The following is a 26,801-nucleotide window of genomic DNA, read 5'->3' on the forward strand; positions in this document are numbered from 1 at the left end:
TTTGCATGTACGTCCCCCAACCGATGCACCGCATCACGCCTTGAACAGAGCTTCAGGATGACTACGATCATCGCAGGACGATTCGATACGTTTTCCCGGGCCGAGACCGCCGCGAGGCGTTAGCGGGCCAGGGGCGTCAGGCAAGGCCGGTGGCGCGATGGCCACTGGGAAGGTTTCGATCCGCGGGCGCCGCTGGTACCCGCGGAACCGATGGAAGGGGAGGACGCCGCCCGCTGGCGTCAGTAAATGGCTCGCAACCGCTCGTTCACAGGAGGAGCTCCCATGAATCGCATTGACCCGCAAACGCCGCCGGGCTCGTCACCGGAAGCGCCACCGCGCGGTGCCGCCATCATCGGCGGCGTCGAGCAGAACACGGCGGGTCCGGGCCCGTTCGTGATGGCCTCGGACACGCTGGAAGGCAACAAGGTCATCGATCCTTCCGGCGAGGAGATCGGCACCATCGACCACATCATGCTGGATGTGCTGGGCGGGCGGATCGCCTACGCCGTGATGGCGATGGGCGGCTTCCTCGGCATCGGCGAGAAACTCCATGCGGTGCCGTGGTCCGCGCTGACGCTCGATACGCGCCGCAAGTGCTTCGTGCTGGGGGTGGAGAAGGATCGCATCAAGGCCGCGCCCGGCTTTGACAAGGAACACTGGCCCACCATGGCCAATTCGCAGTGGGCCACCAGCATCCACGAGTACTACGGCATCTCGCCGTACTGGGAGAAGGATCGCTACGACCCTTGGGCCTAGGAGGTCGTTTAAAAAAGATCCTGGCGTCGTTGCCGGGTTTGCCACATTCGCTTGCCGTACCAGTTGTACTGTCTGCGGCCGCGCCCTTGCAGGGCGCGCATGCGCCAGCAGGCGCATGCCGCTACGCAGGCGGATCGCGTGCGATCCGAAACCCCTGCTTCGCCCTAGCCAGGACCGCTTCGCTTCATTTTTAAACAACCTCCAAGAGGTCGTCTCGAAACAGATCCCGGCGTCGTTGCCGGGTTTGCCACATTCGCTTGCCGTACCAGTTGTACTGTCTGCGGCCGCGCCCTTGCAGGGCGCGCATGCGCCAGCAGGCGCATGCCGCTACGCAGGCGGATCGCGTGCGATCCGAAACCCCTGCTTCGCCCTAGCCAGGACCGCTTCGCTTCATTTTTAAACAACCTCCAAGGCGTAACCGCGCGCGAGACGCGCGGCGCGCCGGATCTCATGCTGCCCCGGTCAAACCTTGTGGTTGACCTGCCCGGGTGGCCGCTTGGCGGGGTCCGCCTGCATGCCGCTGGCCGGGGGCTGGCCGGGTGGCTCCACGGGCGGCGGCACGCGCGTGGTCAGCTGATTCGACACGCCGAGGATGCCCGGCGGCGTCGCGGCGGCTTTCTCGATGCGTTGGGCGAGGTCCACGTCCTCCACGCGGCCCGTGATGGTGACGCGCCGGTTCACCACATGCACGGCCACGCCGTCTGGCATGTCGCCGCCGCACGCTTCGGCAATGCAGGTGCCGATGCGTTCCCGCAGCAGTTCGTCGTCTTCATCTGGGCTGGCTTGTGGCGCGCCCTGGTCTTCGGTCTGCATGACGGTTCCTCTCGATGGTGTCCGCCCCCGGGTGCGACGCAATCGTCTTGCCCGCGGGATGTCCGCGCCCCCGGCTGGTCCCTTGTAAAAAGGACACGTCAGCGCGTCGCGCGCCGCCCTTGTAGGACGCCGCCGACTGAAATTGCAACGGGACGCTCCCTACAATTTAGACAGTTTGATGCGCCGAGGAGCGCCCTATGAACAAGCCTGCGCAGCGACGGCAATCGCCGCAACCCCCGCAACGGGATTCCAACGGGGGCGGGGCCGGCGGCGACAGCAGCGACGATGGCGATGCGCCGCCTAGGCGACATCGCCTGATGCATCTGTTCGACCGCTTCGCAGGTGCCGCCACCCGGCGGGCGGGATCCCCGGCGGCGTTCGTGCTGGCCATGGGCGTCGTCCTGGCGTGGGCCGTGACGGGGCCGGTCTTCGATTACTCGGAGACCTGGCAACTGGTGATCAACACGGGTACCACGATCATCACTTTCCTGATGGTGTTCCTGATCCAGCAAAGCCAGAACAAGGACGCCGTAGCCGTGCACCTGAAGCTTAACGAACTGCTGGCTTCGCATAAGGAAGCCAGCAACCACCTGGTGGCCATCGAGGACCTCGACGAGGAGGAGTTGCGCCAGCTGGTCAAGTTCTACCGCCATCTGGCAAGGCTGGCCGACCAGGAGGGCGGGGTGAAATGCAGCCATTCGATTGACGAGGCCAACGAGAACCATGCGGCCAAGACGCGCGCGCGGCGCCATCGCGAGGCCGCTCCGGCTGCCTGACTGGCATGGATTGCTGGCGGCCTGAAGGCCTGAATGGTGCACGGCTGTCGCCAGCGATGGACGCCAACGGCACTCGGCCGCCTACTTGCCCACTAACTTGCCCACTGACTTGGCATCCACGCAGATCCGGCACGGCAATTGCATCGTTACGCCTACCAACAATCAACAAGCAGAACACGCGCAGTTAGCGAGGCCATTGTGGAACATGCAGTCATCAGTTGTCTTGAGGCGGATAGCAGCGGCCCGACAACGATTCATTCGGAAGCCGCTCATGCGCTTCCCGCTGCCAGGGTGCCGTCTTGCCCATCATCCCCGTCTTCCCCATCATCCGATCTATCCGATATGTTCGGCGGTTGCGATCCGCGCAATCCATGCGATGCGACCGATCCTTCCTCCATCCCGGCATCGTTACGAACCGACAGCGTACGCACCGCGCCGGCCCCGCTGGGGCGACTGGCGGCTGCCGTGGCGACGGTTGCACGTCGCGGCACGCGCGGCACCGTGCGCGCATTGCGCGGCCCTGACTTGCGGCAGACGCATGTGCTGATGAAAGCGTTGTGCGAGATGCGCGTCGAACTGGGAGCGAGCCAGGGCGGATGGTCGCGCGCGACATTCTCCAGCCGCCGCACGGCGACGATGGCGCTCTGGCACAACCGGCAGCGTGAGCTGTTTACGCAACCGGAGATCGAGCGCGGTATCGAGGATCGACTGGATGCCGCTTTCCGTCACGCAGACACTGGCTTGTCGCGCGAAGCGGCCGGCGAGTTGAAGCGCGCCTACCTGCTGCTGTGCTGCGTGTTGACGCTCGCGCGGGACGAAGCGCGGCGCGCCGGTGCGCCGCAGCGGCAGGAGACACCGCAGCCCGCGCGCCCGCCGCGTCCCGACGCACCGTTGGATCGCGGCGCCTGAGAGGTCGTTTAAATCGTGATGGCTCAGGCCCTCCGCGCCGCCCGCTTGCCCTTGCACTTGCGGCACGGGCCGATGTAGCCGGGCAGGCCGCGTGCCTTGGTGCTGTGGGCAAGTTGCACGGCGCGCGCCAGCGCTGCCGCGAACGTGTGGTGGCTGTCCAGCGGACCGTCGATATGCTCGCGGAAGAAGTCTGCCCAGCGAAAGTCCGGATACGCCGCCTTGACCTTGCGATAGCCGCCGGATAGCTGCACGAAGGCCTCCAGGCTCCGGAACGGATCGTCGCGCATGGCGTGGATGTCCGGTGGCAGGTCCTTCAGTGGTCGCCGCTTTCCGTGCTCGTCGTAGGGATGGACCATGTGGTTGTCCAGCATGAACTTCCGGAATTTCCGCACGGAGAGATGGCTGAGGTCGAGCCGGACGAGTACCGGAACCATCGCCATGCCCATCTCGTGCCATGCGCGGACCCAGTGATGATGATCGACCACGAACAGGCTGTGTTCGGGCCCGATCACTACGTGCACGCGATGGCGGTCCAGGAACGCGGGCAGGTCGGCGTGCGACAGCCGGCGGGTGACGTGGATCTTCTGGGCGACGTGGTAGCCGCCGATCGTGATCTGGGTCGGACGCAGGTGGTCGATGGGCACCATGAGCTTGGCGCCCTCGCGCAGGCGCTTTGTCATCGGCACCGTCCTCAGCGCTCGCGCCGGCTGGAGACCGACTCGGGCGCTTCACGGCTGGCCCGGCTTGCTCTGCGGCTTCCTCGGGAACTGAACATGTCTTGCTCCTCTCGGGTTCGGTGCTGCCCGTATGCCGCAATTTCCATGCCGCGCGAGCTGGAAATGTGGCGCTTGCGATAAGCGGCTCGCAGCGCTGTGGTGGCTTTGTGATGACTCTGTGGAGGCCCTGTTGTGTCCGGCCAGGTAAAGCGCTGGCTCGCGCTGCGGGGTGGAATCCTTGCCACGCCTTGTAACCGTTACGTGCGATCCGCCTGCGGGAGGGCCCAGGTACGCCGCGTTCGGCGCGGCATGGAATTTGCGCGATGACCTGCAATTCCGCACCAATGTCTTTGCCATGTTCCATGTCACGCGCGGGGCGTTGCCGCCTATGCACAAGGGCGCGACTATCCTGAATACAGGCGTGCAGATGCATGCGACCTTGCATGCCACAGGAGGGAGCAAGATCATGTCATCCATCGTAGCGGGGCGCTTCGCGTCTATCCCCGAGGCCGAAGAAGTGGCGCGCAAGCTCTACGCGCGCGGGTTCTCGGTCTGGGATGTTTCGGTCATGTCCGTCAACCCGGGTGGTGCCCGTCCGCCGGGCGTGTTGCTGGCGGCCCATGCCAAGCGGGACCGGCGCGAAGAGGTTGCCGACGTGCTGCGGGAAGGTGGCGCGCTCGATCTGGAAAAGGCGAGCGGCAAGTGGGATGGCGGCCAATGGACCGACTTCGATCCGCATCGGCCGCCCGCGCTGATCGACGAAGAACCAGCGGGCGAATGCTGGCCGGCGCCGGTATCGGCGCGGCATGACGACAGCGCATCGCGCCCCCCGCACGCGGGGCCGGTAGCTGCGGAAGCCGTGGCGATGGAAAGCACCGGCAACGAAGATCCGGGCAGCGAGCTGGAGCACTACGTCGACAAGCAGATCGGCAGCCATGGTTGACTCGCGGGGCTTCGCGATCCGCCGCCTGATCCTCATTATTCAGGAGCGCCATGTCTCGCAAGGCGATGGCGGAGCTTGACACGCTGCGTCCGACACAACTCACGCTGGGGATCTACCAGGTCCGCCAGAAGATGGATATCAGCGCGAGGCCGCGCAATGCGGCCGCATTGCGCAGGTTCCTGCGCGGGCATCGCATCCGGACGATTGCGGGGCCGGGCGGGGCGCTCTACATCACCGATCATCACCATTGGGCACGCGCGTGGCTGGAGCTGGGCTGGCGCCGCGCGCCGGTGCGTATCGCCGCCGATCTCAGCGACCTTTCGCCGGGGCAGTTCTGGAAGCGCATGCGCGCGCTCGGCCATCTGCATCCTTACGACGAGCGCGGCAAGCGGCTCGATGCCGGCGCGTTGCCGGCCACGGTCATGGGCATGCGTGACGACCCCTATCGCAGCCTGGCGGCGTTCACGCGCGATGCGGGCGCGTACCGCAAGCCGGGCAATGCGTATGGCGATTTCAGCTGGGCCGGCTTCTTCCGGCGGCACGTGGAGGAGGACATGCACAGCATCGCCGGTTTTGCGCGCGCGATGACCGTGGCGATTCCGCTGGCACGCAGCGGCAAGGCGCGCAGGCTGCCAGGTTTTATCGGGCCGTGCGTGGCGGCGTCGAAGCGAAAGGCTTAGGGGGTGGCGAGGGCCGCCAGCATGCGCTGCAGCCTCTCGAACGACATCAGCGCTTGGACTTGTGGGCCGGCTTGCCCTTTTGGCTGGTGGCGGCCATGTCGTGCAGTTCCTTCTCGCTCATGGACTTGTACATCGATCTGGAAGCGCCCTTGAGCGCGCTGGCCTTCTGATCCCCGCGCTTGGCGGACAGGGCCGCGCCGGCGGCCATTTGCTGAGCCTTCGACTTGGCTGGCATGTCAGTCTCCTTCGTCTTTTTGAAACGACCTCTATTTATATTCGGCCGAGGACGACAAGGAGCACGACAATCAGGACGACGAGGCCCAGCCCGCCGCTTGGCCAGTAGCCCCAACCGGTACTGTATGGCCATGCCGGCAGTGCGCCGACCAGCAGCAGGATAAGAAGGATCAGAAGAATTGTGCCGATACCCATGGCGTGCTCCTTTTCTTGTGGTCGGGGCAGTGCGGAGATGAGTGCGACGATCACCACCCGACCAAGACTGCATACGCAGGAGACTGCGTGAATCCGGCGATTCTCGCGTCGGGCGGTTTCCCGCACCTCTCTGTCCTTTCAGGTTAGGACAGGGCAGGTGGCAACCAAGGCGGGCTGGGGCTGATATCGGTGTAGGAATCGGACGACGCATTGCCGACGGATCGCCGACAGATCGCCGGATGCATCGCGCCAAAGCAAAACGGCGGCACAGTGGCCGCCGTTGCTGTCCGCCGGACAATCTGCCGGACGGTCGGATCGGAATGCCGGCGTCAGAATGCCGCGCTGTAGATCGCGAACGCGTCGGCTTCCTTCACCTCGCGCGGATTGTTGACCAGCAAGCGCGTCTGCAGCATCGCATCGCTGGCCAGCCTGCCGAGATCGCCTTCCTTGACGCCCACCTCGCGCAGTGTGCGCGGGATGCCGGTGGCCAGAACCAGGCCTTCGATATGCGCGATCAGCGCGGCCGCCTTGGTCTCGCAGCTACCCGTGGTGCCGGGCAGAACCGCGTCGGCAAGTTCCGAGTAACGCTGGCTGGCCGCCGGGGCATTGAACTTCATCACGTGTGGCAGCACCAGCGCGTTGGACAGCCCGTGCGCCACGTGGAAGATGCCCCCGATCGGATAGGCCAGCGCATGCACGGCGGCCACCGGGGAATTGGCGAAGGCCTGGCCGGCGAACATCGCGCCCAGCAGCATGGCCTCGCGTGCGACGCGGTCATGGCCGTTGTCGCAGGCGAGCATGAGGTTTTGCGACAGCAGCTCCAGCGCGCGTATCGCCAGCATGTCGGAAATCGGATTCTTCAGGTGCGCGCTGGTGTAGGCCTCGATCGCATGCACCATCGCGTCAATGCCGGTGGCGGCCGTGGCGGCGCGCGGCAGGCCCAGCGTCAGTTCGGCGTCCAGGATCGCCACGTCGGCGAACAGCTGGGGCGCGACGACGCCCATCTTGGTGGTCTCGCCAGTGGTGACGATGGACACCGCGGTCACCTCCGACCCCGTGCCCGCCGTCGTCGGCATTTGCACCAGCGGCAGCCGCGAACCCGTGACCTTTTTCACGCCATACATGTCTTTCAGCGGCTGCGTGGCCGGCAGCAGCACGGCGATCAGCTTGGCCACATCCATCGACGATCCGCCGCCCAGGCCCAGCACGACTTCCGCATCGGCCTGGCGCGCGCGTTCGGTGGCTTCCAGCACGACGTGTTCGGGAGGATCGGCGATGACGTCGTCGATCACGGTGACCTGCCAGCCATGCTTGCCGAGATCGTCGAGAGCGGGGGCCAGCAGGCCGCTCTTCGCCAGGAATCCATCGGTCACGACGCACAGGCGCTGCGCCTGCGGAAAGGACTCGCGCAGCAGTGCGCCCAGCCGGCGCGCGGCGCCGAATTCGACGATGACCGTCGGCACGGTCTGGAAGCGGAACGGGTTCATGGTGTCTCCGGAGTGTCCTGGCGCGGGGTGATCGGGGTCGCCCTCGGCGGTACGGCCGGCACAGTATGCACCGGCCGGCCAACCGGCGTGGCTTCGCGTGTCACGGCGCCACGCCGTATCCCATTACATCTGCAGGCAGAGGTACTTGATTTCGAGGTATTCGTCGATGCCGTGCCGCGAGCCCTCGCGGCCGACGCCCGACTGCTTGATGCCGCCAAACGGCGCCACCTCGTTGGAGATCAGGCCGGTGTTCAGGCCGACCATGCCGTACTCCAGCGCCTCGGCCGTGCGCCACGCGCGAGAGATATCGCGCGTGTAGAGGTAAGCGGCCAGGCCATATTCGGTGGCGTTGGCGGCGGCGATCGCTTCCTCGTCCTTGTGGAACCGGAACAGCGGCGCTACCGGCCCGAAGATTTCCTCGCGTGCCATGCGCATCTCGGCGGTGGCATCGGCGATGACGGTGGGCGCGTAGAACGTGCCGCCAAGCGCGTGCGGGGCACCGCCGGTCAGTACGCGGCCGCCCTTTGCCCGGGCGTCATCGACCAGCGTGGCTACCTTGTCCAGCGCCGCGTCCTCGATCAGCGGGCCGATCAGCACGCCGTCTTCCAGACCGTTGCCAACGCGCAGCTTGCCGGCCCGCTCCGCGAACCTGGCGGCGAACGCATCGTAGATGCCGTCCTGGACGTAGAAGCGGTTGACGCAGACGCAGGTCTGGCCGCCGTTGCGGTACTTGGCGGCCAGCGCGCCTTCCACGGCGGCGTCCACGTCGGCATCATCGAAGACGATGAACGGTGCGTTGCCACCGAGTTCCAGCGACAGCCGCTTGATGGTCGGCGCGGACTGCGCCATCAGGATGCGGCCGACTTCCGTCGAGCCGGTGAACGACAGCTTGCGCACCACCGGGCTGGCGGTCAGCACGCCGCCGATGGTCCTGGCATCGCCAGTGATGACCTGCAGTACGCCGCCGGGAATGCCGGCGCGGTGGGCCAGTTCGGCCAGCGCGAAGGCAGACAGCGGCGTCAGTTCGGCCGGCTTGATGACGATGGCGCAGCCGGCGGCGAGCGCGGGTGCCGCCTTGCGCGTGATCATCGCGGCCGGGAAATTCCACGGCGTGATGGCGGCGCAGACGCCCACTGGCTGACGCAGCGTGACCAGACGCTTGTCGGCGGCCGGCGTGGCCAGCACCTCGCCGTCCACGCGCTTGGCTTCCTCCGCAAACCACTCGATGAAGCTGGCGGCGTAGGCAATCTCGCCCCTGGCCTCGGCCAGCGGCTTGCCTTGCTCGCGCGTCATCAGGTAGGCCAGATCGTCCGTGTTGGCCAGCATCAGGTCGAACCAGCGTCGCAGGATCGTGGCGCGCTCCTTGCCGGTCTTGGCCGCCCAGCTCTTCTGGGCAGCTTCCGCGGCGACGATGGCGCGTTCGGTTTCGGCTGCACCGAGGTCCGCGACCTTGGCGAGCACCTCGCCGGTGGCCGGATCAGTCACATCGAACGTGGCGCCGTTGTCGGCGCCAATCCATTGGCCATCGACGTAGGCCAGCTGTTTCAGGAGCGACGGGTCTTTGAGTTGCATGGCGAGTTTCCGGATATGGGTACGGGGACGGTTTCCCGGGGTGGGTCAGGTGCATTGCGCTGGCAGCACGTCAGTCGCAATCGTTCAATAGATTGAATATAATTCGATATGTGGAACGATTATGCGATGATACGCCCATGAACGGGAGACCGCCAGTGGGAACGGCGCGTTCCGCGCAGCCAGTACAATCGCGCCCATCCCGGATGCTTCCCGCCCAATACTCCCTGACCGATGCCCAAGTCCGCTTACGCCACGCCTGCCGATGATGCCTCGCCGCCGATGAAGTCCACCTCGCCAGCGGTCGTGCGCGCCGTGCAGGTCATGGATGCGATGGCTGCCGCCACGGAGCCGCTGACGCTGGCGGAGCTGACGCGGCTGACCGGCGCGCCGAAGAGCTCCCTGCACGGGCTGTGCGACACGCTGGTCCAGCTTCGGCTGATCAAGCGGCTGCCCAACGGGGCAATGATGGTTGGGCCGCATGTGATGGGCTGGGCCAATGCGTTTCTGTCGCAGACGCAGATCACCGAGGAATTTCGTGCGCTATGGGATGCCACGGATGCGTTCCATGACGCCACGGTCACGTTGTCGATGCTGGACGGTATCGACGTGGTGTACCTGGCCTGCCAGAACGGGGACCGGCCGCTGGGGGTGACGTTCCGGATCGGCATGCGGCTGCCGGCGCCCTATACCGCGACCGGCAAGGCGATGATGAGCACGTTGTCGCCGGCGGAGGTGCGGCACTTGTTCGCCGGGGGCATGCCGGCGCCGCTGACACGCGCCAGCGTGGCGTCGCCCGAGGCGCTGGCCGCGGAACTGGAACAGGTCAGGGTGGCGGGCTATTCGACCGACAACGGCCAGATGCGCGACGGCATGACATGCTTCGGCGCGCCGGTGTTCGACGCCACCGGGCCGCGCGCGGTGGGGGCGATCGCGGTCAGCTACCTGACCAATGAAATCGATGTGACGACCGGGGAGCGCATCGGCCGCGAGGTGAGGGCGCTGGCGGACCGGCTTTCGGCGCGGCTGGGCGCGCCGGCCTGAGATGGCCCGGTCCGTCCATGTTTGACGGCTCAGTCCGTCAGTCCATGCTCGACGGCGTAGACAGCCACCTGCACGCGGCTGGCCAGGTTGAGCTTCTTCAGAATGTTCTGCACGTGGATCTTGACGGTGCTCTCCGCCACGCCGAGATCCCGCGCGATCTCCTTGTTGCTCTCGCCTCGCCGCAGGCCGCGCACGATATCGCGCTCGCGCGCGGTGAGCCTGGCGCCGTCCTCCGCCGATGGCTGCGCGGGTGCCGTGGGTACCGGGGAGCGGAACTGTGCCACGAGCTTGGCGGTCATCCCGTCCGAGAACACCGGCTCGCCCGCGACAGCGCGGCGGATGGCGGAGGCCAGGAAATCGGCTTCGATATTCTTCAGCAGGTAACCGCGCGCGCCGCCACGCAGTGCTGCCGCGAGTTCCTCGGCTTCTTCCGATACGGTCAGCACGAGCACAGCGGTGTTCGGCAGGTCCTGTGCCAGCAGTTGCAGCGTTTCCAGGCCTGACAGGCCCGGCATGTTGAGGTCCAGCAGGATCACGTCCGGCCGATGCTGCTTGGCGCGCTTGATGCCTTCCACGCCATCGGCGGCTTCGTCGACGACTTCGAAGTCGGACTGGCGTTGCAGCAGGACACGAATGCCTGAGCGGAACAGGGTGTGATCGTCGATCAGCAGGATGCGGGTGGTCATGGCAGGGGCGCCGGTTGGTTTGTGGCAGAAGTTGCCGGGGAAGGGGAGGCGGCCGTGCCGCGCGGGAGCAGCAACGCCACGCGCGTGCCCTGGCCGGGCCGGGATTCGATGGTGAGTTGCGCGTTCAGGCGTGTCGCACGTTCGCGCATGATGTGCAGGCCGACATGGGCGTCGCCGCGTGTGGCCAGCTCCGCCGAGTCGAAGCCTTCGCCGTCATCCTGCACGGTGAGCCGGAAGTCGCGGCCATTATGCAGGCGCACGCTGACGTGCGCGGCTTGCGCGTGCTTGCGAACGTTGGACAGGGCCTCCTGCAATACAAAAAGCACCTGGAGTTGCTCGTCCGGTTGAAGCGGCCGGCCGTCGTTGTCGTCGATATCCAGCTGGGCCTCGGTCCGGCACTGGCGGCGGAAGCGTGCCACCGTATCTTCCACCGCGCGGCGCAGTTCGCCTTGCGTCAGCCGCGAGCGGAAGTTCAGCAGCAGCTCGCGCACGTCCTGATAGCTCTCTTCCACGCCAAAGCGCAGCAAGGGCACGATATCGCCGATCTCCTGCAGATTGCCGCGCGCGGTGGCGTCATCCAGCAATTGCACCTGCAGGTTAAGAAAGTTCAGACCCTGGGCGATGCTGTCATGCAGGCCCTGGGCCACAAGATTGCGTTCCTCGACCACCGCCAGTTGCCTGGCCGTGGCCGCCAGGCGCAGATGCTCCAGCGCCACGCCGAGATGCTGGGCCAGTGTTTCGAGCAACTGCCGGTCCGAGGCGTTCAGCACGTGGGGCGTGCGGAAATGAAGCCCGAACATGCCCAGCACGCCGCGCGGCGTATCGATGCGGAATGCGGCCAGGCCGGCGAAGCCGCAATCCCCGCAGCGCAAAGTCTCGCTCTCGGCGGGATCGGCACCCGTGTCGGCATGGGTATCCGGTACGCGCAGGCGCGAGCGCAAGTCGGCAACCGTCACGATGCGGTCGCGCGTGGCGGTGCCGCAGTGACAGGCATCCGTGGCCATCCAGTGCTCATCCTCCACGAGATCCGCGGGCAGTCCCTCGGAAACCAGCATATGGAGTTTGCCGGGCACGGCGTCCACCACGCGGACGCTGCCGCCGTCGGCATCGAACCGTTGCATGAGTCGCGTCAGGAAGCCGCGGCACAGTGCCTCGGCCTCGTTGGGCTCGCTCAGGAAGGCGGCCACGTCGTAGAGCGTTTCCAGGTCGCGGTTGCGGCGCGCCAGTTCGGCGGTCTTCTGCGCCACGCGCGCCTCCAGGCCTCGGTAGAGGCTCTGCAGCTCGGCCGCCATGCGGTTGAAGCCTTCGCTCAGGGTGCCGAATTCATCGCGGCTTTCCACCGGCAGGCGCAGCGAGAACTCGCGTTCGGCCATGCGCCGCAGCCCGTCCTGAAGTCTCAGCACGGGGAGGATGATCCAGAGGTAGAGCAGGTAGATGACGGCGACGGTGCCCATGCAGGCGATGGCGGCCAGTGCGGCCTGCGACATGCGCAGCAAGTCCGTCATGCGCGCGTTGTCGGCCTCGATCATCCCAACCAGCTGGTCGGCCTGATGGACAAAAGCGGGCAAGGCGGCCACGTAGCCGAGCGGCACACCACCCGCCTGGGCAAGGTCCCTGGCCACCTGGGGCTTCATCTGGTCGCTCCAGGCCAGGGCCACGCGATCGAACTGGGCATGGATGGCGGGCTCAGTCGGCAGGAAGAGCGGGCGTTGCGGATTGCCACGACGCAACTGGGCGAGCGTGTGGTCCATGCGCGACATCTGGGCTTCCAGCAACGAGGGCTCGCCGTTGCGCGCCTTGGCCAGTTCGATGGCGACCGCATTGGCGCGCATTCGTATGCTGCCAGCGTCATTGATGGCGGCGCCGGCGCCTTCCAGGTTCCAGGACAGCCACAGGGTGCCCCCGATCATCGTCAGGACAACCAGCAAGGCGATCAGGGACAGTGAGATGATGCGGGTGGATAGCCGGTGGCGCAGACCCGGCAGCGCCACGGGGGTCGAGGGCATGGAGGGCGTGGCCGAAGCCAGGTTGGGGGCCGGGGCGAAGGACGGATGGGAAAACGGATGGGTGGCCGGCTTGTGGGCCGATCTGGTGGCCGATTTGTGGGCCGCGCTGTGAGCCGCACTGTGAGACGCATTGTGGGGCAGGTCGCGGGCCAGGTTGGGAGCCACGTCGGGAGCCAGGGCACCGTCGAAGGCTGAGGGGATGACTGAAGGGGCTAGGGGGGCTGAGGGCGCTGTCATGGTCGGTGGCTCCGTCGGATTGCCGCCCGCGTCGGATGGCGTTGGGCACGTGCGGAGTTGCGGAGATTCTTGCGCGCGCCCGCGCGCGCGAATCTGTGCCAGATCAACTCGCCCCGCATTTCTTCCGGGCATGCTGCCCCGGGCTCGCAAATCGACCCCCAACAGAGGAAAAAACAACACATGAAGCCTGCGGACCTGGACTACGCGCGCGCGCCGCGTCCGGCTGTGATATTCGGCTGCCTGATGCCCGCGCCATGGCTGGGGGCGGCTGCCGGCTTGCTGCTGGCGTTGGGCCCATCGGCCGGGCTACCGGACCGCTACGCGCCGCTCGCGCTCGCGGTGGCCCACGTTCTGGCGCTGGGTATGCTGCTGCCAGTGATGATCGGAGCACTTTTCCAGATGATGCCCGTCATCGCACGCGTGGATGTGCGAGGGATGCCGTGGGTGGCGCCGCTGGTGGCACTGGCGGGGGCGGGCACCGCGCTGGCGCTGGGCCTGGGGTTTGTCGACGGCGTTCGCGCGGGGTTCCGCATTGCGGCTTTGGCCGGCGCCCCCTTCTTTGCTATCGCCGGATGTCTGCTATGGCTTTCCGGCCGGCGGGTCCGGCGAATCGATGCGACGACGCGCACGCTGGCCGGCATCGGCGGGGCGTTGCTGGCGACGGTGCTGTGCGGCGGGGCGCTGGCTGCACTGTTTGGCGGATTACTGGGAGGGCTGGGGCAGGTGTCGCCCTCCACATTGCTGGCGATCCACGTGTCGTGGGGCCTGGGCGGATGGCTGGCCGCGCTGGTGGCTGGCGTGGCCACCACCGTGCTGCCCATGTTCTGGCAGACGCCGCGGCCGCCCGGCCGACTGGAGCGATGCCTGCCGGCGGTCCTATGGGTGCTGTTGATCGTCGATGGCGCGACGCGCCTCGGCATGCCGGATCTGGCGCCCATTGCGGCGGTGCCATGGCTGCTCGTCGTCGTGGTGATCGCGGGATGCGGGCTGGTCGGCGTGCTGCGCGCCCGGCGCCGGCACGACCCGTCCTGGATACTCTGGCCCGTCGCCTGGGCCAGCGGGTTGCTGGCGGCGCTGCTGGCCGCGCTCACGCCATGGCTGGATGCGACGTGGCCGCTGGCATGGTGGATCGGCACGCTGGCGCTGGTTGGTGGTGGTGTGTTGCCGGTGACCGCGATGCTCGGCAAGATCGTGCCGTTCCTGGTATGGCTGCATCTGCGCCGGCTGTTGCCGCCGCGTGCGCGGGTGCCGGTAATGCAGCAGGTCATTGTGCCGTCGCGGCAGCGACTGCAGGCGCTAGTATTGCTGGCCGCCTATGTGCAATGCCTGGCCCTGCCATGGGCGCCGGCGTGGTTGGCGATCTCGGGCGGCATCACGTTCGCCGTCGCCAATGCGTGGTTGGGTGTGCAGTTGCTGGCGGCCCTGCGCTGCTTGCGGACAGTGCTGAAGCAGGGCGGGTTGCCGCCACGCGCCGATATGGCCGGTTCTGTCTGATTGGTCGCGGCTGAAGGGGCTGTAGTGGCCGGTTGCAGCGGCGGGTTGGTGCGGTGGGTTGGTGCGGTGGATTGGAGTGGCGGGCTTCGGTTGAACGGTCCGATCGCCCGCCACAGGGGTGGTCTTCAGGCCAGTGCGCTGGCGTCTATCTCGCTGCGCGAAAGCTCCGTGGGCTTCTCCCCGGTCATCAGGTAGTGGATCAGGTCGGCCACGGGGCGGACCGCATCGCCAAACGGCAGCGAGCCCTTGCCGCGGAAGAACAGGCCGCGCTCCACGTCGCCGCGCAACGCCTGTGCCAGTTTCAGATCGATGCAGAACTGACCGATGCGGGCCACTCCGTCACGCAGTCCACAGGCTTGCAGGCAATCGAATCCTTCCAGACATTCCCGGACCTTGGCGCGAGCCTGCAACGCGGTCTCGCGCGACAGATAGCGCTTGAGCCAGGGCGTCAGCACGGCGCGCGCGGGCAGGCCGGCAACGCTGGTGAACTCGCTCAACTGCTCCACCGGCGCGGTGGCCAGGACCTGCTTGAACGCGGGATGGGCGTCGCACTCCTCCGTGACTGCAAAGGCGGTGCCCACCTGCACGGCGGCGGCGCCTTCATTCAGCCAGTGCCGGATCTTGCCGTGATGGCCAAGCCCGCCGGCCAGGATGAGCGGCACCGAGTCCCATGCAATGCCCAGCGTGGCAAATATCTCGCGACATTCGGTCAACACGCGGCCGAATGAGAAGCGATCGTCGCCCAGGTCCTCCATGCGTGCCGCGCCAAGGTGGCCACCCGCATAGGCCGGATGTTCGATCACGATGGCGTCCGGAAGGCGGCCTTTCTTCATCCATTTGCGTAGTACCAGCCCCACGCCGCGCGAGTCCGACAGGATCGGGATCAGCGCCACCTTGGGGTGGTTGGCGGTCAGGTCGGGCAGGTCCAGCGGCAGGCCGGCGCCCATCACGATCGCGTCCGCGCCGCTCTCGCAAGCCTGGCGCACGAGTGCCGCATGGGCGCTGACGGCCTTCATGACATTCACGGCCACCATGCCGCGGCCACCCGACAATGCCTGCGCGGCACGGATTTCACGATCGAGCGCGGTGAGATTGGCGGCTTCCAGCGCGGCCTTGTCACGCTTGCCGGCGGTGGCGGCCAGAAGGTCCGGATGATGATGGCGCAGGTCGATGCTGGCGATCGTGCCCACGGCGTTGTGGCTGGCCACGGTGCCGGCCAGCCGATGCGCGGAGATACCCACGCCCATGCCGCCTTGAACGATCGGCAGCAGCTTGCGGCCGGCGAGGTTGAGCCATCGTGATTGCATGATCGGAATGGGTACCTGTTGCATTGCGGAAGCGCAAAGGCTCTCACGCGCGCGCGGGTGCCAGCTTGTGTCAGATCAAAATCTCGGGATGGCCCGTCCGGTAGGCCTAGTTCGGATGGAGAAGACGGCCCGGATCGGGCCGTGCCGGACAGCCGACATGTCCGCCGATTTGCGCCTGGTCAAAGGTGTCAGGTCCGTGCATGGCTAGCATCCGGTGGCTGCCAACCTGACGCCATTCACATGACCTCCACCATGCCTGCCGCGGCTCATGCATCCTCCGGCGCCCGCCAACCCCAACTGGTCGCACCTGCCGGATCACTGGCGGCTTTGCGCATGGCGCTGCAACACGGCGCCGACGCGGTTTACCTGGGCCTGCGCGACGCCACCAACGCGCGTAACTTCGGTGGCCTCAATTTCTCCGAGGACGACATCCGCACCGGCGTGGCGGAAGCACATGCGCGCGGCGCGGAGGTGCTGTTCGCGATCAATACGTTTGCGCAGATGGGCGAGGTGACGCGCTGGCATCGCGCCGTGGATGCGGCCGCCGCGCTGGGGGCGGACGCGGTGATCATGGCCGATCCCGGCCTGATGGCCTACGCGGCCAGGCGTCATCCCTCGCTGCGGCTGCACCTGTCCGTACAGGGATCGGCCACACATGCCGACGCCATCGAGCTGATGCGCGAGCGTTTCGGTATCCGCCGCGTGGTACTGCCGCGCGTGCTCACGATGGCCCAGATCGCCAAGCTGGCGCGCCAGACCGACGTCGAGCTCGAAGTATTCGGTTTCGGCAGCCTCTGCGTGATGGCCGAGGGCCGCTGCCTGTTGTCTTCCTATGCCACCGGCGATTCTCCCAACAACAAGGGCGTTTGTTCGCCGGCCCATGCGGTGCGCTGGGATGAGGCGGACGGCACCATGCATGCGCGGCTCTCCGGCATCCTGATCGACAGCTACGCGCCGGGCGAGCCAGCGGGCTATCCCACGCTGTGCAAGGGCCGCTTCACGGTGGAGGGCGAGCGCGGCTACGTGCTCGAAGAGCCTACCAGCCTGAACGCGGTGTCACTGCTGCCGGCGCTGATCGACATCGGCATCGCCGCCATCAAGATCGAGGGCCGCCAACGCAGCCCGCGCTATGTGGCCGATGTGGTGGGCGTACTGCGCGCGGCCATCGACGATGCCTGCCGCGATCCCAAGCGATTCGTGCCGCGCCAGGACTGGCAGGCCGCGCTTGGCCGCCACGCCGAGGGCGACCAGGTGACCCAGGGCGCCTACGATCGCCCGTGGCGCTAGGCGTCTGCCTCCACCGAACATCTTCCCGTCAGAGCTTTCCATGACTGTCCGATATCCCGATTCCGTCCCAGATTCCGTTCCCGCTGCCGTTCCGTTCCGCATCACGCTGGGTCCCCTGTTGTACTACTGGCCCCGCACCACGGTGTTCCAGTTCTATGCCGCCGTGGCCGACGCGCCTGTGGACCGCGTGCATCTGGGCGAGACTGTCTGCACGCGCCGGCACGAGTTGCGTCATGCAGACTGGATGGAGATCGGGGAAATGCTGCGCCAGGCGGGCAAGGAGGTCGTGCTGTCCACGCCGGTGCTGGTGGAATCGGACAGTGACATCGCTGTGATGCGCCGGGTGTGCGAGCAGGAAGATTTCCTGGTCGAGGCCAATGACCTTGGCGCCGTGCGCTGCATGGGCGGGCGCCCGTTCCTGGGCGGCCCTCACCTGAATGTCTATCACGCCGACATGTTCGCCTGGCTGGTCGAGCTGGGCGGGCGCGGTTGCGCGATGCCGGTGGAAATGGACCGGACGACGCTGGCCGCCCTGGCGGCGGCCCGGCCCGGCGGTACGTCGATCGAGGTGATGGTGTGGGGCCGCATGCCACTGGCGTTTTCGGCGCGTTGTTTTACCGCCCGCCACCACCGGTTGCGCAAGGACGCCTGCGAGTTCCGTTGCCTCGACTACCCGGACGGACTGGTCGCGGACACTGGCGAGGGCCAGGCGTTCTTCACGCTGAACGGCATCCAGGTGCAGTCGGCCACCTGCCTTGACCTGTGTGCGGAAGTGCCGGCCATGGCGGAAATGGGCGTCGATTCGGTTCGTGTCAGCCCTCACGCCAGTGGCACGCTGGAGGTGGTGGCCATGCTTGACGCGTGGCGCAAAGGCGATAGGAACGCGATGCGCAGCGGCATCATGCCCGCCGGTGCGCTGCCAAGTAACGGCTACTGGACGGGGCAGGCCGGCATTCGCTGGCAGCAGGTCGAAGACGATGCTGGAGTGACGGCATGATGGCGCTGACACAACTGATGGCTGGCGTGCATCGCCGCATGCCGGCGCGCGCCCGGGCGCTGCCGTTGGTGCTGGCACTGGAAGGCGCGCGCCGTGCGGGCTGGCTGCAGCCGCCTGCAGCGCTCGACGGGCATGCGTTCCTGCTGACCGTCGAGGATCTTGGGCTTGATATCCGTTTTCGCTGCGCGGGTGGGCGCTTCCTTGGCGGCCCGTTCGATGGTCAGGCACCTGCGCTGACTCTGCGCGCCCGGGCCGCGGATTACCTGCAACTGTTGGGCGGCGAGGCCGATACCGACACGTTGTTTTTTCAGCGGCGGCTGTCGATCAGTGGCGATACGGCACTGGGGTTGGAGGTCAAATATTGGCTCGACGCCGCACCGCGCCCCGGATGGGTAGAGCCCATGGTGGCGAGGCTGTCGGTGCTGTTCCCGCCGTCACCGCGCACGGCTTGACGGGTATCTCCAAGACCGAAAAACAGAAGAGCGGAGGGGTGACGGGTGAGGTTGGCTAGCGGCCGCGCGTTGGCTTGATGCCGAGCCGCCTGGCCAGTTTGTGGAGATTGCTGCTGTCCACGCCAAGCTGGCGTGCGGCGCGCGCCCAGTTGCCGTCCTGCATGGCAAGCGCTTGTTCGATGCACTGCCGCTGGCAGGCATCCATGGCGTCGCGCAGCGTGCCGTTGAACATCGTGGCCGGCCCTTGCTCGGGGCGACCTGCCGCGGCGCTCCCCTTGCAATCCGCAGCGGGCTCGATGCCATCGAGGTCCAGCCATGGCGTATCAAGTGTAACGATCTCATGTCGGCCGACGCCGTGGCTGACTGCGCGGAGCGCTGCACGGCTGATCACATGTTCCAGTTCCCGCACATTGCCCGGCCACCGGTAACGCCGCAGCGCGTCCTGCGCGCCCGGCGACAGCCGCAGGCTGCGAAGGCCTAGCCGTGCACGATTGAGTTCCAGGAAATTGCCGGCCAGCACCAGCACGTCATCCCCGCGTTCGCGCAACGGAGGGATCGGGATGGGATAGACCGACAAGCGGTGGTACAGGTCGGCCCGGAACGTGCCGTCGCGTACAAGCTGTTGCAGGTTGCGGTTGGTCGCGGCGATCACACGCACGTCCACACGCCGGGGGCGGTCCGATCCGAGCCGCTGGATCTCGCCGTTTTGCAATGTCCGGAGGAGCTTGGCCTGGGTCGATAGTGGCAATTCCCCCACTTCGTCCAGGAATACCGTGCCGCCGTCCGCGGCTTCAAACCGCCCCGGTCGCTCGCCCGTTGCACCGGAAAAGGCGCCCCGTGCGTGGCCGAACAGTTCGCTTTCCGCGAGGGAGTCTGGCAGTGCGGCACAGTTGACGTGAACAAGTGGCTTCTGGCTGCGGCGCGATTGCTGGTGCAGCCGGTGGGCAAACAGCTCCTTGCCGACGCCCGTTTCCCCAAGCAACAGCACCGGCAGTTCCGAATCCGCCACGACGGCCAGTTCATGCAGCAACCGTGTGATGGGTTCGCTTTCGCCAAGAATGTCTCCTGCGCCTGACGCGGGCAAGGACTCGCTGCCGGGCATATCGCTGCGGATACGGCGCAGCGCGCGCAGGGCCGCTTCCAGACGAGTCACACGCACTGTGGCTTCCACTGCTGACTTCAGCCGCTGCAGCTCCAGCTGCGCAGCGGCATCAAACGTGCCGACCGCAAGGGCGTCGAGAGTCAGCACGCCCCATGTGCGGCCTTCCACCTCCAGCCGCGTACCCATGCAGTCGTGCACGGGCAGCGGTTCCCCCACATGGGAGTCGATCAGGCCGTCATACGGGTCAGGCAGCGTGCTGTCATGGGGAAAAACAATCGGCCCGGAATGGGCCAGGATCGCCGCCAGGCGCGGATGCAAGGCCACGGCAAAGCTGCGGCCCAACGCGTCCGGGACCACCCCGTCCACCGCCATAGGCCGTAGATGATCGCCTTCCAGTTGCAGCAAGGCCACCGCGCCGCATCGAAAGTGCGCCCTTAGTGCGCCGACCAGCCGTTGCATGCGTATCGGTTGGGTGAGATCGGCGGTCAGGTCCGCCAGCAGCAGATTTTCCATCATGGTGTTTTCAACCCGACTGGGTTGGATGTACCGCACATTCTAGGGTCGCATTTACCGGGATGCATCGTAACCCCTTGATTTTCTGAAGTCTTGAGGCAGGCATGAGATTCGCACAAGTCTTATCGGTGCAATTTGAGAAGGAGCAATCCATGAGCATGCAGACAGCAGCAATGCAGGACTGGCGCGAACAATCGCCGGGGGCGCTTATCGACCACATCCTGGTGCGGTACCACGCCCGCCACCGGGAGCAATTGCCGGAATTGATCCGGATGGCGCGGCGCGTGGAGGAGGTTCATGCCACCAGCGGCGACTGCCCGCACGGGCTGGCGGCCCATCTGCTGGCCATGGAGCAGGAACTGGTCAGCCACATGCAGAAGGAGGAGCAGATTCTGTTTCCGATGCTGTCGCGCGGCATGGCAGCCATGGCAGGCGGGCCGATTTCCGTCATGCGCATGGAGCACGACACGCACGATGAGGCGCTTCGCCAACTCGACGCGCTGACGCACGATCAGACGCCGCCGGCGTCGGCCTGCAATACGTGGCGCACGCTCTACGCCGCGTTGCGCGAATTCCGCGACGACCTGCGCGATCACATCGAACTTGAGAACAACGTGTTGTTCGATCACCCGGCGCGTGCCTGAGCGCGTCGCCAATCCCCTCGTAAAACAAAATCCGAACCCATCATGGGCCAATATCGCAAACTATGGTTTCTGTTGATCGCCGTACTGGCGGTCACATTTTCGCTGCTCGGATACTACGGCGCGGAGGTTTACCGCCAGGCGCCACCGATGCCAACGCAGGTGGTCACGACCGATGGCCACAAGCTTTTCACGGGTGACGAAATCCTCGACGGCCAGACCGCCTGGCAATCCGTTGGCGGCATGCAGCTCGGCTCCATCTGGGGCCACGGCGCGTACCAGGCGCCGGACTGGACGGCCGACTGGCTGCACCGGGAACTGACGGCGTGGCTCGATATCGCCGCGCATGACGAGTACCAGCTCGCCTACGCGGATCTCGACGGACCCCGGCAGGCGGCGCTGCGTGAGGCGCTGCGCCTGGAATACCGTGGCAACCGCACCGATCCCGCCACTGGCGTGCTGACCGTGACCCAGCGCCGGGCGCAAGCCGTGGCGCAGACGGCCAGCTACTACGACAAGCTGTTTTCGGACGCACCCGCGTTGCAAAAATCGCGCGAGTCTTTTGCGATGAAGGAAAACACGCTGCCCAGTGCGGAACGTCGCGCGCAGTTGACGCACTTCTTCTTCTGGACCGCCTGGGCTGCCGCCACCGAGCGGCCCGGCAAGGTGGCGACCTATACCAATAACTGGCCGCACGAGCCGCTGATCGGTAACAAGCCCACCAGCGAGAACATTGCCTGGTCGATCGCCAGCGTGGTGTTCCTGCTGGCGGGTGTCGGCTTCCTGATCTGGGCCTGGTCGTTCCTGCGCGGTCAAGAGGAGTTGCCGCCGGCCCCGGCGCAGCGCGATCCGCTGACGACCTTCGCGCTTACGCCGTCGCAGCGCGCCTTGGGCAAATACCTGTTCCTGGTCGTGGCGCTGTTGGCGTTCCAGGTGTTGCTGGGCGGCTTTACAGCGCACTACACCGTGGAAGGGCAGAAGTTCTACGGTTTCGACGTGTCGCAGTGGTTCCCGTACTCGCTTACGCGAACCTGGCATATCCAGAGCGCACTGTTCTGGATTGCCACCGGCTTCCTGGCGGCGGGTTTGTTCCTGGCGCCGCTGATCCATGGCGGCAAGGACCCGAAGTATCAGAAGCTTGGCGTTGACATCCTGTTCTGGGCGCTGGTGGCAGTGGTGGTGGGCTCCTTCACGGGCAACTACCTGGCGATCGCCCAGATCATGCCGGCCGAACTGAATTTCTGGCTCGGCCATCAGGGTTACGAGTACGTGGACCTGGGCCGTCTCTGGCAGATCGGCAAGTTTGTCGGCATCCTGCTCTGGCTGGTCCTGATGCTGCGGGGGATGGTGCCCGCGCTCCGTGCGCGCAACACCGACAAGAACCTGCTGGCACTGCTGACCGCGTCGGTGGTGGCCATTGGCCTGTTCTATGGCGCCGGCCTGTTCTACGGCGAGCGCACCAGCCTGACCATCATGGAATACTGGCGCTGGTGGGTCGTGCACCTTTGGGTGGAAGGCTTCTTCGAGGTTTTCGCTACCACGGCACTGGCGTTCATCTTCTCGACTCTGGGACTCGTGTCGCGCCGCATGGCCACCACGGCCAGCCTGGCGTCGGCGTCGCTGTTCATGCTTGGCGGCTTGCCTGGCACTTTCCACCACCTGTACTTTGCTGGCACCACCACGCCGGTGATGGCCATGGGGGCCAGTTTCAGCGCGCTGGAAGTGGTGCCGCTGATCGTGCTGGGTCACGAGGCCTGGGAGAACTGGAGCCTGAAGGACCGGGCGCCGTGGATGGCGCATGTGAAGTGGCCGCTGATGTGCTTTGTGGCCGTGGCATTCTGGAACATGCTCGGCGCAGGTGTGTTCGGCTTCATGATCAACCCGCCGATTTCGCTGTACTACTCGCAGGGGCTGAATACCACGCCGGTGCACGCTCACGCGGCATTGTTCGGGGTCTATGGCTTCCTGGCGCTGGGCTTCACGCTGCTGGTGCTGCGCTACATCCGCCCGCATTTCGAGTTGAGCCCGTCGCTGATGAAGATCGCCTTTTGGGGGCTGAATGGCGGCCTGGTCCTCATGATCGCCACCAGCCTGTTGCCGATCGGCATCATCCAGTTCCTCGCCAGCGCGAGCGAAGGGTTGTGGTATGCGCGCAGCGAAGCCTTCCTGCAGCAGCCGCTGCTGCAGACCCTGCGGTGGGTGCGGACGTTTGGCGACGTGGTGTTCCTCGTAGCCGCACTGACCTTTGCGTTGCAGGTGGTGATTGGCCTGCTAAGCGGTCGACCAGTGCAACCGGCACCCGAAAGGGAGTTGCAAGCCAGCCGGTCGCGTTCGTGACAGGTGATTGAATGAAGACGGCCCCGCAAGGGGCCGTCGGCGTTTTAGAGGTCGTTTCAAAAAGATCCTGGCGTCGTTGCCGGGTTTGCCACATTGGCTTGCCGTATGACTTGTACTGCCAGCGGCCTCACCCTTGCAGGGCGCGCATACGCCGGCAGACTACCGCTCGCAGACGTCGCTGGTGATCTCCGAGACCACGTGGCCGATCAGAATGACCGCCGGGCTGGCCAGTCCGGCTGACAGCGCCGCGTCCAGTGTCTGCAGTGTGCCGGTCCAGCAGCGTTGCGCGGGACCACTCGCGTGCATGACCACGGCTGCGGGCATGTCGGGTGCCATGCCCGCGGCCAGCAGCGCGGCCTGGATCTCGCCGATCCTGCCCATTCCCATGTAGATGGCCAGCGTTGTCTCGCTCGATGCCAGCGCCCGCCAGTCGGGTCCGCCATCGCCGCGTGTATGCGCGGTCACGAAGGTCACGCCATGACAATGAGCACGGTGCGTCAGGGCGATGCCCAGCGCCTGCGCGGCCGCGGCAGCGCTGCTGATGCCGTTGATCACCTCCACTTCGACGCCATGCGCGCGCAGGAACGCCGCCTCTTCGCCGCCACGTCCGAACAGCAGCGGGTCGCCGCCCTTGACGCGGGCAACGCTACGCCCCGCCAGCGCATGGGCCAGTGTCAGTGCATCGATCTGTGCCTGGCTGACGGAGCAGCGGCCACCCCGCTTGCCCACTGAAGCGATGTGTGTGCCGGTACTGGCGTACTGTGCGATGTCCGGAGAGACAAGGTCGTCCACGAGCCAGACGTCTGTCGCGCCGAGTATGCGGGCTGCCTTGACGGTCAGCAGTTCGGGGTCGCCGGGGCCCGCGCCCACCAGCCAGACCTTGCCTGCCTTGGGATGCCGGTTCATGTCGTGATCCTGTTGGTCAATGGCTGGTGCCGGACGAACGAGTCGTCTTGTTGAACACGTTGTATTTGCCGATGGGTTTGTCCATCGGGATGCGCTTGACTTCGCGCAGTGTGGTGGCGTCATAGACGACGATCGCGCCATCGCGCTCCATCAGGCTCACCAGTGCATAGCGCCCGTCGCGCGTGAACTCCACATGAGCGGCCGTATGCCCCGGGGCCGGTGTGACGCTGCCCACCACACGCAGGCTTTGCTTGTCGATGACCTGCAGCGTGTCCCGGTGCGGGCTCATCATCGCGTCGGTCCAGGCGTAAGGGGTTTGCTCATGACTGCGCAGGAAGAAGCCGGGTCCGGCAGTCGGAATCGTGGCCACTGTGTGCCAGTCGCCCATGTCGATCACGCTGATGGCCGCCTGCTTCAGGTCCGGTGAGGCCATGACCGACTGGCCATTGCGCTCCCAGGTGATGCCGCTGCCCAGATGCGGCATGCCCTGTAGCGCCAGTGTGGCCACCTTGTGGCCGGCATCGAGGTCGATGACCTGCCCGCCGCCCGTGCGCGAAGCGCCGAGAATATGGCGATAGGGCGGGTCGAAGAAGAAGTCGTCGAGCACCGCATCGAGCCGGATCTTTCTTGGCGCTAGCGCGTCCGGCACATTGCCATAGGGGATCTCCCAGACTTCCGGAATGTCCCGCAGCGCCGCGATGAAACTGCCGCGAGGCGCCGCATCGTAGACGGCCGAGACACGCGATGGCGTGCCGTCCGCATCCTGCACGGGATAGACGCGCGCGAGCGCGAGGTCCCGCGCATCGAGTAACACCATGCTGGCCGGCAGGGTGTTTCCGGCCAGCACCCACTTGCCGTCGTCGCTGACGGCCACATTGCGCGTGTTCAGTCCGACCCGGATCTCGGCGACGAGGCTGAGGTTCCAGAGGTCGAACTTGCTGATCCACCCGTCCCGGCTGGCAACGAACACATAGCGGCCGTCGCGGCTGAACTTGGGGCCGCCGTGCAGCGCAAAGCGCGTGGCAAAGCGATGAATCGGCTCCAGTCGATCGCCGTCCAGCACGCTCAAGTGGTGGCTGCCGGCCTCCACCACCAGGAACAGGTTGGCGGGATCGGCGCGGAAAGCCGGCTTCGCCGGCAGGGTGCCATCGGCGTGGAGAACCACGCGGGAGGCGCGGATATCGTCGGCGGTCCAGTGGGGCGACTTCGTGGGCTCGGTCCGCAGCCAGCGGGCCAACTGCTCAAGCGCCACAGCCGGGATCTGCGTGCCGAACCCCGGCATCTGCGTCGCCACGCGGCCCTGACGCAGGACCTCATCCAGTTCCTTTGCCTTGAGTCTTTCCAGGCTTTGCGGCAGCAAGGCCGGCCCCATGCCGCCCAGGCGGTCGGTGCCGTGACAGGCCGCGCAGTGTTGCTGGTACAGGGCGCCCGGCGCAAGCGCCGTGCTGTCAGGCTGTGCCCGGGCGGACAGGCAGACGGCCAGCACGCCAAGGCCCACCGTGGCGATGCGCACCATGCGCAGTGTCGCGGTTATTGCACGCATGCGAAGGTCTCCGTCTGGTCGATGCCGCCCGGCGCCCTGAGCTCGGTGTCTGTCAGATAGCAGCCCGGATCCTCGGCCCACGGATTGCCGCTGACCGCCCAGGCGCGTACGCGGGTATTGCCATTGCAGATGTCGCGATGCAGGCAGGCCGCGCAGCGGCCCTCCAGCGGACGCGGACTTGCCTTCAGTCCTGCCATGAGCGGATCCGTGCGGTCGGCCCAGATCTCGCCGAACGGGCGCTCGCGCACGTTGCCGATCGTCACGTGCCACCACATCGTGTCCGGATGCACGTTGCCGAGATTGTCGATGTTGGCCACGCCGACGCCGGTGGCGTTGCCGCCCCAGGCCGTCAGCCGGGCGCGCATGTCAGCCACGCGCTCCGGATAGCGCTGCGAAATCCACTGGAGCAGGTAGACGCCGTCAGCGTCGTTATTGCCGGTAACGAAATCGCCGGCGTGTCCTGCCTGCGCGCGGGACCAGACGTGGTCGATCAGCCAGTCCAGCGCCGCACGGGTCCTCGCATGCCGGGCATCGTCGGCGCGATAGCCCTTGCCGCGCCCCGCGTAGTTGAAATGGGACAGGTAGAACTTGTCGATACCCTCGGCCTCGGTCAGGGCCACCACATCCGCCAGTTGCGCTGCGTTGGCCTCCGTCAGCGTCATCCGGACCCCGACGCGAAGGCCGGCTGCACGTGCCGTACGCAGGCCGGCCAGGGCCCGGTCGAACGCGCCGTCGCTACGCCGGAAGCGGTCGTGGGTCGGCGCCAGCCCGTCCAGACTTACGCCGACGTAGTCGAAGCCGGTTGCAGCCAGCCGTGCGGCGTGGCCCGCATCCAGCAGCGTGCCGTTGGACGATAGCGACAGATGAAAGCCAAGTTCCCGCGCCCGGGTGGCGATCACGTAAAGGTCCTGCCGCATCAGCGGCTCGCCGCCGGACAGGATCAGGGCCGGTACGCCCGTCGCTTTGAGCTGATCGAGCACGGCAAGTGCCTCGTCGGTTTCTAGCTCGCCTCGAAAGTCGACGTCCGCCGACGTGGCGTAGCAGTGGCGGCAGTTCAGGTTGCAGCGGCGCACCAGGTTCCAGATAACGACCGGGCCGGCGGGCTTGCGCGCGGAAGGCACCGGGCCACCGTCACGCAAGGCTTCGAGAAAGCGGGAGAGACGAAACATGG

The 26,801-nt window shown here is 66.4% G+C and carries 24 protein-coding genes and 1 pseudogene; 12 read left to right on the top strand and 13 right to left on the bottom strand.

Translation table 11 applies throughout. From position 1 onward, the window contains the following. Positions 1 to 282: 282 nt before the first annotated feature. Positions 283 to 756: a PRC-barrel domain-containing protein gene (locus BLR29_RS12115; RefSeq protein WP_092137190.1), complete on the top strand. Its 474-nt coding sequence runs from the start codon at positions 283 to 285 to the stop codon at positions 754 to 756. 462 nt (positions 757 to 1,218) lie between these two features. On the opposite strand, the gene BLR29_RS12130 is transcribed toward BLR29_RS12115, so the two are convergent. Beyond that, positions 1,219 to 1,569, bottom strand: coding sequence for a BON domain-containing protein (locus BLR29_RS12130; protein ID WP_092137192.1), 351 nt, complete (start codon positions 1,567 to 1,569; stop codon positions 1,219 to 1,221). A gap of 197 nt (positions 1,570 to 1,766) precedes the next feature. Here BLR29_RS12130 and BLR29_RS12135 point away from each other — a divergent pair, with 197 nt between their 5' ends. Both BLR29_RS12135 and BLR29_RS12140 read left to right on the top strand, forming a co-directional pair. Continuing rightward, complete coding sequence (locus BLR29_RS12135) at positions 1,767 to 2,345, top strand: low affinity iron permease family protein (RefSeq protein WP_092137193.1); 579 nt, start codon at positions 1,767 to 1,769, stop codon at positions 2,343 to 2,345. Positions 2,346 to 2,810: 465 nt separating this feature from the next. Further along, a complete protein-coding gene (locus BLR29_RS12140) occupies positions 2,811 to 3,254 on the top strand; it encodes a hypothetical protein (RefSeq protein ID WP_143018448.1) in 444 nt (147 codons plus the stop codon). A gap of 23 nt (positions 3,255 to 3,277) precedes the next feature. Here BLR29_RS12140 and BLR29_RS12145 read toward each other — a convergent pair whose 3' ends face one another. Next, positions 3,278 to 3,934 carry a ParB-like protein gene (locus BLR29_RS12145; RefSeq protein WP_092137195.1) on the bottom strand — a complete coding sequence of 219 codons (657 nt, stop codon included), beginning with the start codon at positions 3,932 to 3,934 and terminating at the stop codon, positions 3,278 to 3,280. A gap of 502 nt (positions 3,935 to 4,436) precedes the next feature. Between BLR29_RS12145 and BLR29_RS12150 the strand changes: the two genes are divergently transcribed. Beyond that, the gene (locus tag BLR29_RS12150) at positions 4,437 to 4,913 is read left to right on the top strand and encodes a hypothetical protein (RefSeq protein WP_092137334.1); all 477 of its coding nucleotides are present in this window, start codon (positions 4,437 to 4,439) and stop codon (positions 4,911 to 4,913) included. A gap of 50 nt (positions 4,914 to 4,963) precedes the next feature. Next, complete coding sequence (locus BLR29_RS12155) at positions 4,964 to 5,593, top strand: ParB-like protein (RefSeq protein ID WP_092137196.1); 630 nt, start codon at positions 4,964 to 4,966, stop codon at positions 5,591 to 5,593. Positions 5,594 to 5,639: 46 nt separating this feature from the next. Here the strand turns inward: BLR29_RS12155 and BLR29_RS12160 are convergent, their stop codons facing one another. The 4 genes from BLR29_RS12160 to BLR29_RS12175 form a co-directional block, all read right to left on the bottom strand. Further along, the gene (locus BLR29_RS12160) at positions 5,640 to 5,828 is read right to left on the bottom strand and encodes a DUF3008 family protein (RefSeq protein WP_092137197.1); all 189 of its coding nucleotides are present in this window, start codon (positions 5,826 to 5,828) and stop codon (positions 5,640 to 5,642) included. Positions 5,829 to 5,863: 35 nt separating this feature from the next. Beyond that, positions 5,864 to 6,022: a DUF3309 family protein gene (locus BLR29_RS12165; RefSeq protein ID WP_092137198.1), complete on the bottom strand. Its 159-nt coding sequence runs from the start codon at positions 6,020 to 6,022 to the stop codon at positions 5,864 to 5,866. Positions 6,023 to 6,351: 329 nt separating this feature from the next. After that, the gene (locus tag BLR29_RS12170; RefSeq protein ID WP_092137199.1) at positions 6,352 to 7,509 is read right to left on the bottom strand and encodes an iron-containing alcohol dehydrogenase; all 1,158 of its coding nucleotides are present in this window, start codon (positions 7,507 to 7,509) and stop codon (positions 6,352 to 6,354) included. Positions 7,510 to 7,632: 123 nt separating this feature from the next. Further along, on the bottom strand, positions 7,633 to 9,081 hold the full coding sequence (locus BLR29_RS12175) for an NAD-dependent succinate-semialdehyde dehydrogenase (protein ID WP_092137200.1): 1,449 nt from the start codon (positions 9,079 to 9,081) through the stop codon (positions 7,633 to 7,635). A 231-nt stretch (positions 9,082 to 9,312) separates the two neighbouring features. Between BLR29_RS12175 and BLR29_RS12180 the strand changes: the two genes are divergently transcribed. Beyond that, positions 9,313 to 10,122, top strand: coding sequence for an IclR family transcriptional regulator (locus BLR29_RS12180; protein WP_092137201.1), 810 nt, complete (start codon positions 9,313 to 9,315; stop codon positions 10,120 to 10,122). 29 nt (positions 10,123 to 10,151) lie between these two features. Here BLR29_RS12180 and BLR29_RS12185 read toward each other — a convergent pair whose 3' ends face one another. After that, positions 10,152 to 10,808 carry a response regulator gene (locus BLR29_RS12185; protein WP_092137202.1) on the bottom strand — a complete coding sequence of 219 codons (657 nt, stop codon included), beginning with the start codon at positions 10,806 to 10,808 and terminating at the stop codon, positions 10,152 to 10,154. Continuing rightward, positions 10,805 to 12,814, bottom strand: a complete 2,010-nt coding sequence (locus BLR29_RS12190; RefSeq protein ID WP_092137203.1) for a type IV pili methyl-accepting chemotaxis transducer N-terminal domain-containing protein — start codon at positions 12,812 to 12,814, stop codon at positions 10,805 to 10,807. Before BLR29_RS12190 ends, BLR29_RS12185 begins: the two co-directional genes overlap by 4 nt. Positions 12,815 to 13,231: 417 nt before the next feature. Between BLR29_RS12190 and BLR29_RS12195 the strand changes: the two genes are divergently transcribed. Next, the gene (locus BLR29_RS12195; RefSeq protein ID WP_092137204.1) at positions 13,232 to 14,545 is read left to right on the top strand and encodes a hypothetical protein; all 1,314 of its coding nucleotides are present in this window, start codon (positions 13,232 to 13,234) and stop codon (positions 14,543 to 14,545) included. A 125-nt stretch (positions 14,546 to 14,670) separates the two neighbouring features. On the opposite strand, the gene BLR29_RS12200 is transcribed toward BLR29_RS12195, so the two are convergent. Then, positions 14,671 to 15,852, bottom strand: a complete 1,182-nt coding sequence (locus BLR29_RS12200; RefSeq protein ID WP_092137335.1) for an NAD(P)H-dependent flavin oxidoreductase — start codon at positions 15,850 to 15,852, stop codon at positions 14,671 to 14,673. 333 nt (positions 15,853 to 16,185) lie between these two features. Between BLR29_RS12200 and BLR29_RS12205 the strand changes: the two genes are divergently transcribed. Genes BLR29_RS12205 through BLR29_RS12215 form a run of 3 tightly spaced genes read left to right on the top strand, consistent with a single transcriptional unit; the run spans position 16,186 to position 18,588 of the window. Then, the gene (locus BLR29_RS12205; protein ID WP_092137205.1) at positions 16,186 to 17,139 is read left to right on the top strand and encodes a ubiquinone anaerobic biosynthesis protein UbiU; all 954 of its coding nucleotides are present in this window, start codon (positions 16,186 to 16,188) and stop codon (positions 17,137 to 17,139) included. 40 nt (positions 17,140 to 17,179) lie between these two features. Further along, complete coding sequence (locus BLR29_RS12210) at positions 17,180 to 18,136, top strand: U32 family peptidase (protein ID WP_092137206.1); 957 nt, start codon at positions 17,180 to 17,182, stop codon at positions 18,134 to 18,136. Next, a complete protein-coding gene (locus tag BLR29_RS12215) occupies positions 18,133 to 18,588 on the top strand; it encodes a ubiquinone anaerobic biosynthesis accessory factor UbiT (protein ID WP_092137207.1) in 456 nt (151 codons plus the stop codon). The genes BLR29_RS12210 and BLR29_RS12215 overlap by 4 nt, the downstream gene beginning before the upstream one ends. A gap of 55 nt (positions 18,589 to 18,643) precedes the next feature. On the opposite strand, the gene norR is transcribed toward BLR29_RS12215, so the two are convergent. Continuing rightward, a complete protein-coding gene (norR, locus tag BLR29_RS12220; RefSeq protein WP_092137208.1) occupies positions 18,644 to 20,206 on the bottom strand; it encodes a nitric oxide reductase transcriptional regulator NorR in 1,563 nt (520 codons plus the stop codon). 176 nt (positions 20,207 to 20,382) lie between these two features. Between norR and BLR29_RS12225 the strand changes: the two are divergent. Continuing rightward, positions 20,383 to 20,847, top strand: a pseudogene (locus BLR29_RS12225) (hemerythrin domain-containing protein); the annotation flags it as partial. A gap of 42 nt (positions 20,848 to 20,889) precedes the next feature. Beyond that, positions 20,890 to 23,181 carry a nitric-oxide reductase large subunit gene (locus BLR29_RS12230; protein WP_092137210.1) on the top strand — a complete coding sequence of 764 codons (2,292 nt, stop codon included), beginning with the start codon at positions 20,890 to 20,892 and terminating at the stop codon, positions 23,179 to 23,181. A gap of 159 nt (positions 23,182 to 23,340) precedes the next feature. Here BLR29_RS12230 and cobA read toward each other — a convergent pair whose 3' ends face one another. From cobA to nirJ, 3 genes are read right to left on the bottom strand one after another with little or no spacing between them, the layout of a single operon-like run. Next, the gene (gene cobA / locus BLR29_RS12235; RefSeq protein WP_092137211.1) at positions 23,341 to 24,087 is read right to left on the bottom strand and encodes a uroporphyrinogen-III C-methyltransferase; all 747 of its coding nucleotides are present in this window, start codon (positions 24,085 to 24,087) and stop codon (positions 23,341 to 23,343) included. Positions 24,088 to 24,103: 16 nt separating this feature from the next. After that, complete coding sequence (locus BLR29_RS12240; RefSeq protein WP_092137212.1) at positions 24,104 to 25,630, bottom strand: cytochrome D1 domain-containing protein; 1,527 nt, start codon at positions 25,628 to 25,630, stop codon at positions 24,104 to 24,106. Then, on the bottom strand, positions 25,618 to 26,799 hold the full coding sequence (gene nirJ, locus BLR29_RS12245) for a heme d1 biosynthesis radical SAM protein NirJ (protein ID WP_092137213.1): 1,182 nt from the start codon (positions 26,797 to 26,799) through the stop codon (positions 25,618 to 25,620). Before nirJ ends, BLR29_RS12240 begins: the two co-directional genes overlap by 13 nt. Between the last annotated feature and the right edge of the window lie 2 nt (positions 26,800 to 26,801).

Origin of the sequence: Cupriavidus sp. YR651 (assembly GCF_900101625.1) — a bacterium.
Classification (GTDB): domain Bacteria; phylum Pseudomonadota; class Gammaproteobacteria; order Burkholderiales; family Burkholderiaceae; genus Cupriavidus.

Bases quoted from the DNA above. Each gene is read 5' to 3' on its own strand.
- BLR29_RS12215 (WP_092137207.1), top strand. From the start codon at position 18,133: ATGATGGCGCTGACACAACTGATGGCTGGCGTGCATCGCCGCATGCCG.
- BLR29_RS12175 (WP_092137200.1), bottom strand. From the start codon at position 9,081: ATGCAACTCAAAGACCCGTCGCTCCTGAAACAGCTGGCCTACGTCGAT.
- BLR29_RS12185 (WP_092137202.1), bottom strand. From the start codon at position 10,808: ATGACCACCCGCATCCTGCTGATCGACGATCACACCCTGTTCCGCTCA.
- BLR29_RS12150 (WP_092137334.1), top strand. From the start codon at position 4,437: ATGTCATCCATCGTAGCGGGGCGCTTCGCGTCTATCCCCGAGGCCGAA.
- BLR29_RS12230 (WP_092137210.1), top strand. From the start codon at position 20,890: ATGGGCCAATATCGCAAACTATGGTTTCTGTTGATCGCCGTACTGGCG.
- BLR29_RS12160 (WP_092137197.1), bottom strand. From the start codon at position 5,828: ATGCCAGCCAAGTCGAAGGCTCAGCAAATGGCCGCCGGCGCGGCCCTG.
- BLR29_RS12200 (WP_092137335.1), bottom strand. From the start codon at position 15,852: ATGCAATCACGATGGCTCAACCTCGCCGGCCGCAAGCTGCTGCCGATC.
- BLR29_RS12165 (WP_092137198.1), bottom strand. From the start codon at position 6,022: ATGGGTATCGGCACAATTCTTCTGATCCTTCTTATCCTGCTGCTGGTC.
- BLR29_RS12205 (WP_092137205.1), top strand. From the start codon at position 16,186: ATGGCGCTGCAACACGGCGCCGACGCGGTTTACCTGGGCCTGCGCGAC.
- nirJ (WP_092137213.1), bottom strand. From the start codon at position 26,799: ATGTTTCGTCTCTCCCGCTTTCTCGAAGCCTTGCGTGACGGTGGCCCG.
- BLR29_RS12145 (WP_092137195.1), bottom strand. From the start codon at position 3,934: ATGACAAAGCGCCTGCGCGAGGGCGCCAAGCTCATGGTGCCCATCGAC.
- BLR29_RS12210 (WP_092137206.1), top strand. From the start codon at position 17,180: ATGACTGTCCGATATCCCGATTCCGTCCCAGATTCCGTTCCCGCTGCC.
- BLR29_RS12195 (WP_092137204.1), top strand. From the start codon at position 13,232: ATGAAGCCTGCGGACCTGGACTACGCGCGCGCGCCGCGTCCGGCTGTG.
- BLR29_RS12130 (WP_092137192.1), bottom strand. From the start codon at position 1,569: ATGCAGACCGAAGACCAGGGCGCGCCACAAGCCAGCCCAGATGAAGAC.
- BLR29_RS12135 (WP_092137193.1), top strand. From the start codon at position 1,767: ATGAACAAGCCTGCGCAGCGACGGCAATCGCCGCAACCCCCGCAACGG.
- cobA (WP_092137211.1), bottom strand. From the start codon at position 24,087: ATGAACCGGCATCCCAAGGCAGGCAAGGTCTGGCTGGTGGGCGCGGGC.
- BLR29_RS12115 (WP_092137190.1), top strand. From the start codon at position 283: ATGAATCGCATTGACCCGCAAACGCCGCCGGGCTCGTCACCGGAAGCG.
- norR (WP_092137208.1), bottom strand. From the start codon at position 20,206: ATGATGGAAAATCTGCTGCTGGCGGACCTGACCGCCGATCTCACCCAA.
- BLR29_RS12180 (WP_092137201.1), top strand. From the start codon at position 9,313: ATGCCCAAGTCCGCTTACGCCACGCCTGCCGATGATGCCTCGCCGCCG.
- BLR29_RS12240 (WP_092137212.1), bottom strand. From the start codon at position 25,630: ATGCGTGCAATAACCGCGACACTGCGCATGGTGCGCATCGCCACGGTG.
- BLR29_RS12190 (WP_092137203.1), bottom strand. From the start codon at position 12,814: ATGCCCTCGACCCCCGTGGCGCTGCCGGGTCTGCGCCACCGGCTATCC.
- BLR29_RS12170 (WP_092137199.1), bottom strand. From the start codon at position 7,509: ATGAACCCGTTCCGCTTCCAGACCGTGCCGACGGTCATCGTCGAATTC.
- BLR29_RS12155 (WP_092137196.1), top strand. From the start codon at position 4,964: ATGTCTCGCAAGGCGATGGCGGAGCTTGACACGCTGCGTCCGACACAA.